Source organism: Streptomyces sp. NPDC107654 (assembly GCF_055639035.1).
Map to the genome: position 1 here is coordinate 1 of NZ_JBVKBI010000043.1, position 13353 is coordinate 13353.

General features: G+C 70.3%; 10 protein-coding genes. All 10 read right to left on the minus strand.

Annotation, left to right across the window (positions count from 1 at the left end):
• Positions 1-91: 91 nt before the first annotated feature.
• The 10 genes from ACZ7N4_RS38145 to uvrC all read right to left on the minus strand — a co-directional run bounded on the left by ACZ7N4_RS38145 (position 92) and on the right by uvrC (position 13236).
• Positions 92-427, minus strand: a complete 336-nt coding sequence (locus tag ACZ7N4_RS38145; RefSeq protein WP_003957010.1) for an RNA polymerase-binding protein RbpA — start codon at positions 425-427, stop codon at positions 92-94.
• A gap of 204 nt (positions 428-631) precedes the next feature.
• Positions 632-862, minus strand: a complete 231-nt coding sequence (secG, locus tag ACZ7N4_RS38150; protein ID WP_351217841.1) for a preprotein translocase subunit SecG — start codon at positions 860-862, stop codon at positions 632-634.
• Between the two features lie 113 nt (positions 863-975).
• Positions 976-1752 carry a triose-phosphate isomerase gene (gene tpiA, locus ACZ7N4_RS38155; protein ID WP_471368369.1) on the minus strand — a complete coding sequence of 259 codons (777 nt, stop codon included), beginning with the start codon at positions 1750-1752 and terminating at the stop codon, positions 976-978.
• Positions 1753-1757: 5 nt separating this feature from the next.
• On the minus strand, positions 1758-2969 hold the full coding sequence (locus ACZ7N4_RS38160; RefSeq protein ID WP_471368371.1) for a phosphoglycerate kinase: 1212 nt from the start codon (positions 2967-2969) through the stop codon (positions 1758-1760).
• A 137-nt stretch (positions 2970-3106) separates the two neighbouring features.
• Entirely contained in the window at positions 3107-4114 is a 1008-nt protein-coding gene (gap, locus tag ACZ7N4_RS38165; RefSeq protein ID WP_471368373.1) for a type I glyceraldehyde-3-phosphate dehydrogenase, read from the minus strand.
• Between the two features lie 298 nt (positions 4115-4412).
• On the minus strand, positions 4413-7367 hold the full coding sequence (locus ACZ7N4_RS38170) for a M14 family metallopeptidase (protein WP_471368375.1): 2955 nt from the start codon (positions 7365-7367) through the stop codon (positions 4413-4415).
• A gap of 469 nt (positions 7368-7836) precedes the next feature.
• Positions 7837-8826: a DNA-binding protein WhiA gene (gene whiA, locus ACZ7N4_RS38175; protein ID WP_471368377.1), complete on the minus strand. Its 990-nt coding sequence runs from the start codon at positions 8824-8826 to the stop codon at positions 7837-7839.
• Positions 8817-9884 (minus strand): gluconeogenesis factor YvcK family protein, encoded by a 1068-nt coding sequence (locus ACZ7N4_RS38180; RefSeq protein WP_471368380.1) that lies wholly within the window; start codon positions 9882-9884, stop codon positions 8817-8819. Before ACZ7N4_RS38180 ends, whiA begins: the two co-directional genes overlap by 10 nt.
• Positions 9881-10978, minus strand: a complete 1098-nt coding sequence (rapZ, locus tag ACZ7N4_RS38185) for an RNase adapter RapZ (protein WP_471368383.1) — start codon at positions 10976-10978, stop codon at positions 9881-9883. Before rapZ ends, ACZ7N4_RS38180 begins: the two co-directional genes overlap by 4 nt.
• On the minus strand, positions 10975-13236 hold the full coding sequence (gene uvrC, locus ACZ7N4_RS38190; RefSeq protein WP_471368386.1) for an excinuclease ABC subunit UvrC: 2262 nt from the start codon (positions 13234-13236) through the stop codon (positions 10975-10977). Before uvrC ends, rapZ begins: the two co-directional genes overlap by 4 nt.
• Between the last annotated feature and the right edge of the window lie 117 nt (positions 13237-13353).

The following is a 13353-nucleotide window of genomic DNA, read 5'->3' on the forward strand; positions in this document are numbered from 1 at the left end:
CAGATACGACAAGCGCGGTTACGTCTTCCTCGGGACCGCGACCGCCGCAACCCTCGTCATCTGGCTCCGGGCATGATCGGCCGGACAAGTCCTAGATCTCGCCCCTCAGTTTGGCGAGCGCCTCGGCGAGGATCGCCTCGCCGTCCGCGTCGCTGCGCCGCTCCCGGACGTACGCGAGGTGCGTCTTGTACGGCTCGGTGCGCGGCGGGTCCGGCGGGTTGTCCCGGTCCTGGCCGGCCGGGAATCCGCAGCGCGGGCAGTCCCAGGTGTCGGGAACCTGCGCGTCGCTGGCGAAGCTCGGCTGCGTCTCGTGCCCGTTGGAGCACCAGAAGGAGATGCGCAGACGCGGCGCGGACTCGCCGCGCTCGGCCTCGCCCATCGGCCCCGCCCCGACCCGGCTTCCTCGGATCGCGTTGCCACTTGCCACGGTCGTAACTCCCTGCGTGATGGTGCCGCGAAGTGAGTCGGCGTTTCGCTTCGCTGCGAGCGCCTCAGTCTACGTAAGGCCCAACGCGCGTCCAGTGATTGGAGTTACCGGCCCCCCATATCCAGACGCAAGCCCCATGATAGGCCGCGCTCTGGAGCGCGTACCGAACATGGGGCTTTACGAGCGGAATGTGCGATTCGGGTGTCAGCTGTTCGTCTTCATCAGCATGCCGAGGACAATGATGCAGGCGAACCACAGCAGGCCGACCACGATCGTGATCCGGTCGAGGTTGCGCTCGGCGACCGAGGAGCCGCCGACGGACGACGCCATGCCACCACCGAACATGTCGGAGAGGCCGCCGCCCTTTCCCTTGTGCATCAGCACCAGCAGCATCAGCAGCAGGCTGAAGACGATCAGGGCGATCGAGAACCCCAAAACCACGGCTGGACCAACTTCCTCGGATTCGGATGGACGACGGGGGCACAGCACCTCGGCTGTGCCCCCGCAAGAGTACGACGTATCGCCGCTACCGCCTACTCACGGCAGCGTCACTGGTCGCGGAAACGCACGATCTTGACGAACTCGTCGGCGTCCAGCGAAGCACCGCCGACCAGGGCGCCGTCGATGTCGCTCTGGGCCATGATCTCGGCGACGTTGCCCGACTTCACGGAGCCGCCGTACTGGATGCGGACCTTGTCGGCCACGTCCTGCGAGTACAGCTCGGCGACCTTGGCGCGGACGGCGGCGCAGACCTCCTGGGCGTCCTCGGCGCCGCAGACCTTGCCGGTGCCGATGGCCCACACGGGCTCGTAGGCGATCACGACGGTCTCGGCCTGCTCGGCCGGGATGTCCTTCAGACCGCCCTCGACCTGGGTGAGGGTGTGGGTGACGTGGTTGCCCGCCTCGCGGACGTCCAGCTCCTCGCCGACGCACAGGATCGGGGTGAGGCCGTGCTTGAAGGCGGCCTTGACCTTGGCGTTGACCAGCTCGTCGGTCTCGTTGTGGTACTGGCGGCGCTCGGAGTGGCCGATGACCACGAACGTGCACTTCAGCTTGGCCAGCATCGGGCCGGAGATCTCGCCGGTGTAGGCGCCGGAGTCGTGCTGGGAGATGTCCTGGGCGCCGTACTTGATCTTCAGCTTGTCGCCGTCGACCAGGGTCTGCACCGAGCGCAGGTCGGTGAACGGGGGCAGGACGGCGACCTCGACGGCCTCGTAGTCCTTGTCGGCCAGGGCGAAGGCGAGCTTCTGGACGTGGGCGATGGCCTCCAGGTGGTTGAGGTTCATCTTCCAGTTGCCCGCCATGATCGGCGTGCGCGTGCTCATCGAGGTCAGTCCTCCAGTGCGGCGAGGCCGGGGAGCGTCTTGCCCTCGAGGTATTCGAGGGAGGCGCCGCCACCGGTCGAGATGTGGCCGAATGCGTTCTCGTCGAAGCCGAGCGTACGCACGGCCGCGGCGGAGTCACCGCCGCCGACGACGGTGAACCCGTTCGAGTCGACGAGTGCCTGGGCGACCGCCTTGGTGCCCTCGGCGTAGTCGGGGTGCTCGAAGACGCCCATGGGACCGTTCCAGAAGACGGTCTCGGCGTCGGCGAGCTTCGAGGCGTACAGCTCTCGGGTCTCGGGGCCGATGTCCAGGCCCTCCTGGTCGGCGGGGATCTTGTCCGCGTCGACCACGGTGTTCTCGGTGGGCGCCTTGGTCTTCAGGTCCGGGAAGGTCCGGGAGACCACGACGTCGACGGGGAGCAGCAGCTCCACGCCCTGCTTCTCGGCGCGCCGCATGTACTCGGTGACGACCGGCACCTGGTCCTCCTGGAGGAGGGAGATGCCGACCTCGTAGCCCTTGGCCTTGAGGAAGGTGTAGGCCATGCCGCCGCCGATGAGCAGGCGGTCGGCCTTGTCGAGCAGCTGGTCGATGACGGCGAGCTTGTCGGAGACCTTGGCGCCGCCGAGCGCGACGACGTAGGGGCGCCGGACGTCCTCGGTGAGCTTCTTCAGGACGCCGACCTCGGTGGCGATGAGGTGGCCGGCGTAGTGCGGCAGCTTCTTCGCCAGGTCGTAGACGGAGGCGTGCTTGCGGTGCACGGCGCCGAAGCCGTCGCCGACGTAGACGTCGGCGAGGGCGGCGAGCTGGTCGGCGAAGGCGCCGCGCTCGGCGTCGTCCTTGGACGTCTCGCCGGGGTTGAAGCGCAGGTTCTCCAGGACGGCGACCTGCCCCTCGTCGAGACCGGCGACGGTGTCCTGCGCGGACTGCCCGACGGTGTCGGTCGCGAAGGCCACCGCGGAGCCGAGGAGTTCACCCAGGCGGGAGGCGGCCGGAGCGAGGGAGAAGGCGGGGTCCGGGGCGCCCTTGGGGCGGCCCAGGTGCGAGGCGACGACCACCTTGGCGCCCGCGTCCGTGAGGGCCTTGACGGTGGGCAGGACGGCGCGGATGCGGCCGTCGTCGGTGATCGTCCCGTCGGACAGCGGCACATTGAGGTCGGCGCGGACGAAGACCCGCTTACCGCTGACGCCGTCGGCGAGAAGTTCGTCGATCGTCTTCATGGAGTGGACTCCTACAGGAGGGCTCGTGGTGCACCTGATCGTAAAAGGACGTGTTCCGTACGTGAGAGCAGGGCCCGGACAGCGCGGCGGTGCGCTGCACGGGCCCTGCTCTCACTTCAAAGGTCCTGCTTCAGCGATCAGAGCTGGTTGCCGACGAAGACCGTGAGGTCGACGAGGCGGTTGGAGTAGCCCCACTCGTTGTCGTACCAGCCGATGACCTTCACGTTCTTGCCGTCCTGAACCATGGTCAGGGAGGAGTCGAAGGTGCAGGACGCCGGGGCGTTGACGATGTCGGAGGAGACGATCGGGTCCTCGGTGTAGTCGAGGAGGCCCTTCAGCTCGCCCTCGGCGGCCTTCTGGAAGGCGGCGTTGACCTCTTCCTTCGTGACCTCGCGGCCCAGCTCGACGACCAGGTCGGTGACGGAGCCGGTCGGGACCGGGACGCGCATGGCGATGCCGTCCAGCTTGCCCTTGAGCTGGGGCAGGACCAGGGCGGTGGCCTTGGCGGCACCGGTGGTGGTCGGGATGATGTTCTCGGCGGCGGCACGGGCGCGGCGCAGGTCCTTGTGCGGGAAGTCCAGGATCCGCTGGTCGTTCGTGTACGCGTGCACCGTGGTCATCAGACCCTTGACGATGCCGAAGTTCTCGTCCAGGACCTTCGCCATCGGCGCCACACAGTTGGTGGTGCAGGAGGCGTTGGAGATGACGTGGTGGTTGGCCGCGTCGTACTTGTCCTGGTTGACGCCCATCACGATGGTGATGTCCTCGTCCTTGGCCGGAGCCGAGATGAGGACCTTCTTGGCGCCGCCGGCGATGTGCTTCGCGGCGTCTTCCTTCTTGGTGAAGATGCCGGTGGACTCGATGACGATGTCGACACCCAGCTCGCCCCAGGGGATGTCCGCCGGGTTGCGCTCGGACAGCACCTTGATGGTGTGACCGTCGACCGTGATGGTGTCGGCGGTGTGGGAGACCTCCTGCTTGAGGCGGCCCAGGATCGTGTCGTACTTGAGCAGGTGCGCGGTGGTCGCGGTGTCACCCAGGTCGTTGACAGCCACGACCTCGATGTCCGCCCCCTGCTCCAGCAGCGCGCGGAAGTAGTTACGCCCGATGCGGCCGAAGCCGTTGATGCCTACGCGGATCGTCACGAACCGATCTCCTCGTTGGTACGCCGGCCATGCGGTGCCGGCGAGCTCTGTTTGGGATGTCCCCGACCACCACCGACCCTACCTCTCTGAGGGCCCCGGAGTGACATCGAGATGCCGCATACACGGGCAGGCAGTCCGTACCCGCCAGTAGGGGTACGGACCACCAGGGATCGACAATGGCTTCACCCGTATTTGTTACGGAATGCCGCCCGCTGTTGACGCCGTTTTCACTCGTTCGTGAGCGGGTCGGCTCACCTGTCGACTGCCGTGCCCGTGCACCGTTGAGAGGGGGCCGCGCTCACCTGTCGAGCGAGCGGAACGCCTTCTTCAGCAGGGCCGCCCGGTCGGCGGCCGACGGCACCTGTTCCAGCCCGAAACCGAGCAGCACGGTGTCGTCCGTGGTGACCGCTCCATAGGTCTGGAACAGGGTTCCGGTGCGCGTCCAGTCCTTCAGCACCGCAGGGCTGCCGGCGGGCGGACCGGCCACCCTCCAAACGCCCAGGGACGACTCGAAGCCCTCGGTCTCCTTCGCCGCGCCGCCCACGGTCAACGAGGCGTCGTCGACGAGGACACCGTGCCCGCCGGTGCCGGGGTCGGTGACGTAGCTGATCGAGACCTCGACGGACCTCCCGGCGTACGCGCTCAGGTCGAAGCCCACCTGCTGCCAGCCGCCGGAGCTGCCGGTGAGGCTGTGCCAGGAGCCGGTCGTGCCGGTCGCGGTGCAGGTGTTGCCCGAGAGCGTCAGGTAGTGCTCCAGCCACGGGTGCTCACCGATCAGGAAGCCGGCCCCGCAGTCCTCCGGCACGGCCGGCTTGGTGGCGCCGCCGGTCTCCGGCAGGGTCGTCCAGTCGTCGGCGCCCACGGTGTGCGCCTCGACCACCGCGTGGTCGTAGCCGGGCTCCGTGTCCCACAGCAGGCGTGCGCTCAGGGCCGGCTTGTCGGCCGCGCTGACACCGGTGAGGTCGATGGTGCGGGTGAGGCGCTTGTAGGCGTCGTCGGTGTGCACGGCGGCGGCCATGGCGGAGCCCGCGTACGGCCCGTACGGGTTGACCGTCCCGGCGAAGGTGCCCGCGCCCGCGCTCTTGAACTGCGGGTACGACGCGACCGGCAGCTCGTCGGAGGTGACGCCGTAGGTACCGGCCCTGTCGAGCGGGTTGCCGGGCGCGTCGCCGAGCGCACCGGTGACGCCGTCGAGCGCGCCGGTGCCGGTGAAACCCGTGGCCCCCTTGGTCGACGTACGGCTGTAGGCGCCCAGGTAGTACTGGCTGAAGTCGTCCGACAGGGTGCCGTCGCCGAGGTCGACGCTGCCGCCGGCCAGCTCGCCGGCCTCGATCAGCCTGCCGCCCTCGTTGAGGTAGGCACGCAGCTGGAGCTGGGTGGCGTTGCCGGGGCCGTTCGCGCCGGAGTAGTGCACGACCGTCCGGAAGTGCTTCAGTACGCCGAGCGCGTCCGGGGCGCCCTGCGTGGCCACGTCCCACACGAGTGCGCGGTGCCCGGCGGCCTTCACCGCGTCCACGTAGGTCCGCGCCTGCGCGGCGGCGGTGCCCTCCTCGGCGACCACGAGGGTGTCCGCCTTCGGGCGCTCGGCGACGGTGTAGGTGAAGTGCTCGCTGGAGGCCTTCCTCCCGCCCCGGGTCAGGCCGCTGAACCACACCTCGACCTTGTCGCCCGGCTCACCGTGCCGCACCTTGGCGCGGTACTCGTCGAAGTAGAGGTTGTCGTCACCGCCGTAGGTCTCCCCGCCCTTCCACGGCCTGAGCGCCCGCGTGAACGTACGGCCGCCGTTGACGCGGTACTTGAGCTCCTTGTCCCGGACCGCCTTGCGGACGACGGCCGAGACCTCCTGATCCGCGCCGCGCGCGTACGACGTGGAGAACGCGGCCGGGGTGAAGTCGGCGGCGCTCAGGCCGACCGATGAGACCGGCTTGTCGGGGTGTACGGCGGTCTCGGCGACGGAGAGCGCGAACGGGACGTTCTTGGCGAACTCCTGCTGGATCAGCCTCTCGTCGTCGGGGAAGTTGAAGACCGACTGGCAGTCCTGGCTCTTCCAGGCGTCGTCCGGGACCAGGTCCGACGCGGTCTGGCAGGTCGACATCTCCGGGGTGAACATCGCCGTCCCGTTGACGTTCGCCGCGTGGCCGTCCGCCTCGCCGTTGGTGGTGTACAGCTCCGAGGAGACCTGCGGGTGGTACCCCGGGACGGCGGAGTTGCCGGGGGTGCCGGCCAGCGCCTTGTAGAGGACGTCGTCGGGGGTCGGGGTGGCCACCTGCCAGCCGACGCCGTAGAGGAGGAGTTCGGCGGCGGAGTGGTAGTTGATGGCGTACGTGAAGCGGACGCGCTTCTCGAAGGCGTCCAGGGCCTTGGTCTCGGGCTCGGAGCCGGGGCTCGCGCCGCGGTAGGTCTGACTGGTGGGGTTGGGGGACGAACCCTCGTCGTCGTAGCCCCACTTGTAGGCGAAGTTGCGGTTGAGGTCGACTCCGTCGCCCGTGCTGATGGCGCCGTCGCCGTTGACGTCCCGCAGGTTCTTGCGCCACAGGCGGGTGCCGGAGTCCTTGAAGGTGTAGTCGTAACCGTCCGGGTTGGCCGAGAGGACGAACCACAGCTCCGTGGAGTCGACGATCTTCCTGATCCGCTTGTCGCTCGTGTACCGGTCCAGGTAGTAGTGCATCAGACGCCGGGTCATTTCCGGCGTGATCCACTCGCGCGCGTGCTGGTTCGACATGTACAGCACGGCGGGCTTGGAGCCGTCCCTGGACTTCTTCGCGTTCCTGGTCAGTTTGAGCGCGAGGATGTCCTGGCCCTTGACGGTCCTGCCGATGGACTCGACCTTGGTGAGGCCGGGATGGGCGCGGGCGGTGCGCAGGATCTCCTCCCTGAGTCCGCCGCTCCCGCTGTACGGGCGGAACACGCCCTGGGCCGCGTCCTCGACCCTCGCCTCCGCCTTGGCCGACAGGGCGTGCTCGGTGAGGGTGACGCCCTGCTTGCGGAGCTGCGCGGCCTGCTTGTCGGTGAGGTATACCTCGACCCGGGTCCTGCCTCCCCCGGCCGTCTGCTCACCGAGTTCGTGACCGTCCTGGCCGGCCTCAAGCAGCAGGGGTACCTGCTTCTTGGTGACCTCGGCGCGGAAGACCTTCACCTCGTCCGGCCCGGTCGGCGCCGGACTTCCGTTCTGTGCCCGGGCGATGGGTGCGAGGCTCGCTCCGCCGATCAGAAGCGCGCCGACAGCGAGGATCGATCTCGCTCTGTGTCTCATGAACCCCCCTAGCGGTGGTCCGCCACAGCGACGAACAGGTTGCCAGGCTCATGTCACTCCATGATCGAGTCAAGAGCGCCTCACGGACACGCAAACGCCGGTGCCGACCACCCGATGGGAGTACGGCACCGGCGAGTTGACGGGCCGTCCGGACTACGGCGGCGGCCGGTTCGAGGGGCCCGGACGGCGCGGCGAGGGGACGCTGGTCCGAACGCCGGTCGCGGCCCGTCCCAGTCAGGTCCGGACGCCGGTCGCGGTCCGTTCGACGCGCGTCCGGACTGCGGCGGCGCGGGGACGCTGGTCTGGGTCACGGCGGCGAGGGGGCGCGGGTCCGGATCGCGGCGGCGGCGACGGGATGCGGGTGGGTCCGGATCGCGGCGGCGGCGAGGGGACGCGGGCCCCGGATCGCTGCAGCAACGAGGGGACGCGGGCCCCGGATCGCGGCAGCAACGAGGGGGCGCGCGTCCGGTCAGCCGGCCAGGTTCTCGGCCAGCTCCTCGCTGAGATTGGCCTCCGTGCCCGGGATGCCCAGGTCGGTGGCGCGCTTGTCGGCCATCGCCAGCAGCCGGCGGATACGGCCGGCGACCGCGTCCTTCGTCAGCGGCGGGTCGGCGAGCGCGCCCAACTCCTCCAGGGACGCCTGCTTGTGCTCCATGCGCAGCCGGCCGGCGGCGGCCAGGTGCTCGGGCACCTCGTCGCCGAGGATCTCCAGGGCACGCTGGACCCGGGCCCCGGCGGCCACGGCGGCGCGGGCCGAACGGCGCAGGTTGGCGTCGTCGAAGTTGGCCAGCCGGTTGGCCGTGGCCCGCACCTCGCGGCGCATCCGGCGCTCCTCCCAGGCCAGCACCGACTCATGGGCACCCAGCCGGGTGAGCAGGGCACCGATCGCGTCACCGTCCCGGACGACGACCCGGTCCACCCCGCGCACCTCACGCGCCTTCGCGGCGATCGACAGTCTGCGGGCGGCACCGACCAGCGCGAGCGCCGCCTCCGGACCCGGGCAGGTCACCTCCAGCGAAGAGGAACGACCGGGCTCGGTGAGCGAGCCGTGCGCCAGGAACGCCCCGCGCCAGGCCGCCTCCGCGTCACAGGTGGCCCCGGAGACCACCTGCGGAGGCAGCCCGCGGATCGGACGGCCCCGGCCGTCGACCAGACCGGTCTGCCGGGCCAGCTGGTCACCGCCCGCGACGACCCGTACGACGTACCGGGAGCCGCGGCGCAGCCCGCCGGGCGCCATCACGATCAGCTCGGAGCTGTGCCCGAAGATCTCCAGGATGTCCCGTTTGAGCCGGCGCGCCGCCATCGCGGTGTCCAGCTCCGCCTCGATCACGATGCGCCCGCTCACCAGGTGGAGGCCGCCGGCGAACCGCAGAATGGCGGAGACCTCCGCCTTCCTGCAGCAGGTCCGGGTGACGGGGAGCCGGGAGATCTCGTCCTTCACCGCTGCCGTCATCGCCATGGGCCGATCCTTCCATGCATCCGAAAAATACGGTCGTACGCGGCGGCCAACAGCTCCGGATCGTGCCGGGGTGATCCGTCGGTCCGGGCCACGGGGGCCAGCTCGACCGCGGCTCCCAGCCGCTTGGCGGCCTCGGTGAGCAAGTCGCGGTCGGGCACGGCGGCCTCGTCGGCCAGCACCACGTCCAGGGCGAGTTTAGGGGCGTGTCGCCCCAAAACCTCCAAATGACGCTGCGGGGAGAAGCCCTCGGTTTCTCCCGGCTGCGGCGCCAGGTTCAGCGAGAGCACCCGGCGCGCCTTGGTCTCCGTGAGGGCGTCCAGCAGCTCGGGGACGAGCAGGTGCGGGATGACCGAGGAGAACCAGGAGCCGGGACCCAGCACCACCCAGTCCGCGTCCAGGACCGCCGCCACCGCCTCGGGGACGGACGGCGGGTCGTTGGGCACGAGGTGCACCGACTGCACCTCGCCGGGCGTCAGGGCGACGGTCGCCTGCCCGCGCACCGTGTCCACGTCGTCCGGCCGCTCCGGATCGTGTCCCTTGACCAGGGCCTGCAGCTCCAGCGGCACCGCCGACATGGGCAGCACGCGCCCGTGCGCGCCGAGCAGCTTGCCGACCAGGTCCAGCGCCTGCACGTGGTCGCCGAGCTGCTCCCACAGGGCGACGATCAGCAGGTTGCCGACCGCGTGGTCGTGCAGGTCACCCTGGGACTGGAAGCGGTGCTGGATGACCCGGGCCCAGGTCTGGCCCCAGTCGTCGTCGCCGCACAGCGCGGCCAGCGCCTTGCGCAGGTCGCCGGGCGGCAGCACGCCCAGCTCGTCCCGGAGCCGGCCGCTGGAGCCGCCGTCGTCGGCCACGGTGACGACGGCGGTGAGATCACCGGTGATCCGGCGCAGCGCGGCGAGCGACGCGGACAGACCCATGCCGCCGCCGAGCGCGACCACCTTGGGCTGGGCTCCGCGTCGCCGGGGCCGGCCGCCGCGAACCTCGACCGGGCGGCCGGCGCGCGCGTCGGGCACCATGCGGCGCAACCGGCTCAGCCGCGGTGTACGTTCCGTCATTCCCGTCCCATGTCCCGGTGCACGACCACCGTCTCCACGCCCTCGGCCGCGAGGCGCGCGGCGAGCTTCTCCGACATCGCGACCGACCGGTGCTTGCCGCCTGTACAGCCGATGGCGATGGTCACGTACCGCTTGCCCTCGCGCCGGTACCCGGCGGCGATGAGCCGCAGCAGCTCGGCGTACCGGTCGAGGAACTCCTTCGCGCCGGGCTGGTTGAAGACGTAGGCGGCGACCTCCTCGTTGAGACCGGTGTACGGGCGCAGCTCCGGTACCCAGTGCGGGTTGGGCAGGAACCGCATGTCCGCGACCAGGTCGGCGTCGACCGGGAGGCCGTACTTGAAGCCGAAGGACATCACGGTGGCCCGCAGCTCGGGCTCCTCCTCGCCGGCGAACTGGGCGTCCATCTTGGCGCGCAGCTCGTGCACGTTGAGGCTGGAGGTGTCGATCACCAGGTCGGCGTCGCCACGCAGCTCGCGCAGCAGCTCCCGCTCGGCGGCGATGCCGTCCACGATGCGGCCGTCGCCCTGGAGCGGGTGCGGGCGGCGCACCGACTCGAAGCGCCGGACCAGGGCCTCGTCGGAGGACTCCAGGAAGACGATGCGCCGGGTGACGCCCCGGGTGTCCAGGTCGGCGAGGGACTCGCGCAGATTGTCGAAGAAGCGGCGGCCGCGTACGTCGACGACGACCGCGATCCGCGCCACGTTGCCCTGGGAGCGGGCGCCCAGCTCCACCATGGTGGGGATGAGGGCGGGCGGGAGGTTGTCCACGACGAACCAGCCGAGGTCCTCCAGACACTTCGCGGCCGTGGACCGGCCGGCCCCGGACATGCCGGAGATGATCACCAGCTCGGGGATGGCCGCCTCGGGGGCCCCGGCTGTCTCGCTGCCCGTACTCACCTGTGCTCCGTTGTCCTGACCCGTGTCCTGGCCGGCGTCCTGCCGCTCGGCGTCCCCGCCGATGCCCTGCGGCTCGGCGTCCCGGTCGGCGTCCTGCCGGTCGACGTCCCGGCCGACGTCCTGCCGGACGACTTCGTCACCCGTGGCGCCGTGCGCCTGATCTCGCTGTGCTGTGGGCTGTGCGTCGTGCTCGGTCATGTCTCCTGCCCCCGTCGTTCGTCCGGGGCGCCCGCGGTCACGGGCTCCCCCGAGGAACCCCCCGTCGTGTCGGGTTCCTCGTCCTCAATGATCTCTCCGGTAGCCGTGTTCACGGCGGGTGCGGCCGGGGCCGCCTGGGCGAGGGCCACAGCGATGGTCTCGGCCGTCTTCCGGCCTATCCCGGGCACTTCCTGGATCTGCTCGATTGTCGCCGACCGCAGCTTCTTCACCGAGCCGAAATGCTTGACGAGCGCCTGTTTGCGCGTCTCGCCGAGACCCGGCACGTCGTCCAGCGGGCCCGCGCGGAAGCGCTTGGCGCGCTTGGTGCGCTGGTAGGTGATCGCGAACCGGTGGGCCTCGTCACGGACGCGCTGGAGCAGGTAGAGGCCCTCGCTGGTCCGGGGCAGGACCACGGGGTCGTCCTCCCCGGGCACCCAGACCTCCTCCAGACGCTTGGCGAGGCCGCAGACGGCGATGTCGTCGATGCCCAGCTCGTCCAGCGCCCTCCGGGCCGCCGCGACCTGCGGCTGACCACCGTCGACGACCACCAGCTGGGGCGGGTAGGCGAACTTCCTGGGACGGCCGTCGTCGTCCTTGAGGGAGGCGGTGACCGCCTCCGTGGGGGTGAGCGCGCCGTCGACACCGGCGAGCGCGCCCTCGGCGGCGGAGCCGTCCGACGCGGAGCCGTCCGCGCCGGTGCCGTCCGCGCCGGTGCCGTCAACTCGGGAGCCGACGATTCCGGGGCCGTCGGTGCTGAGGCTGTCGGTGCCGGGGCTGCCGGTGCCCGGGCTGTCGGCGCCGAGACTGTCGAGGGCGGAACCGTCCGGGGCGAAGCCGTCGGCCCACTCCCCCGTGCGCTCCTTCTCCGCGAGGTACCGCTTGAAGCGGCGGGTGATCACCTCGTGCATGGAGCGCACGTCGTCCTGGCCGGCGAAGCCCTTGATCTGGAAGCGGCGGTACTCGCCCTTGCGCTGCAGACCGTCCTCGAAGACGACCATGGAGGCCACCACGTCATCGCCCTGGAGATGCGAGATGTCGTAGCACTCGATGCGCAGCGGGGCGCTGTCCAGGTCGAGGGCCTCGGCGATCTCCTCCAGCGCACGCGAGCGCGTGGTCAGGTCGGAGGCGCGCTTGGTCTTGTGCAGCGCGAGGGCCTGCTGGGCGTTGCGCTGCACGGTCTCCATGAGCGCCTTCTTGTCGCCGCGCTGCGGGATGCGCAGCGACACGTTCGAGCCGCGACGGGCGGTGAGCCACTCCTGGACCGGTTCGACCGGCTCGGGCAGGGCGGGGACCAGCACCTCCTTGGGGACCGCGTCCCCGCTCTCCTCGCCGTACAGCTGCTGCAGCGCGTGTTCGACCAGGGCGCCGGTGGTGACCTCCTCGACCTTGTCGGTCACCCAGCCGCGCTGACCGCGGACCCGCCCGCCGCGCACGTGGAAGATCTGCACGGCCGCCTCCAGCTCGTCCTCGGCGACGGCGATGAGGTCGGCGTCGGTCGCGTCGGCGAGCACGACCGCGTTCTTCTCCATGGCCTTCTTCAGGGCCACGATGTCGTCGCGCAGACGGGCCGCCCGCTCGTACTCCATCTCCTCCGCCGCATCCGTCATCTGCTTCTCCAGACGGCGGAGGTAGGTGCCGGTACGGCCGGCCATGAAGTCGCAGAACTCCTCGGCCAGCTCCTGGTGGTCCTCGGGGGCGATGCGGCCGACGCATGGGGCCGAGCACTTGCCGATGTAGCCGAGCAGGCAGGGGCGTCCGGTGCGGGCTGCGTTCTTGAAGACGCCGGCCGAACAGGTGCGCACCGGGAAGACCCGCAGCAGCAGGTCGACGGTGTCCCGGATGGCCCACGCGTGCGCGTACGGCCCGAAATAGCGGACGCCCTTCTTCTTGTGACCGCGCATCACCTGCACGCGAGGGAACTGTTCGTTCATCGTGACCGCGAGATACGGGTAGCTCTTGTCGTCGCGGTACTTGACGTTGAACCGGGGGTCGTACTCCTTGATCCAGGAGTACTCCAGCTGCAGCGCCTCCACCTCGGTGGACACCACGGTCCATTCCACGGACGCGGCGGTGGTCACCATGGTCCGGGTGCGGGGGTGCAGGTTCGCCAGGTCCTGGAAGTAGTTCGCCAGGCGCTGGCGCAGGCTCTTCGCCTTCCCGACGTAGATCACCCGGCGGTGCTCGTCACGGAACCTGTACACCCCGGGAGAGTCCGGGATGTCTCCCGGCCGGGGGCGGTAGCTGGAGGGGTCGGCCATGCTTCACACCCTACTGGCGAGCACCGACACCGCGTCGGGCCTGTGGACAACGCCCCACCCGCCGGGCGGCCACCGAGAACCCGCGCCGCCGTTCCCGGCCCACCGGCCGCACGATCT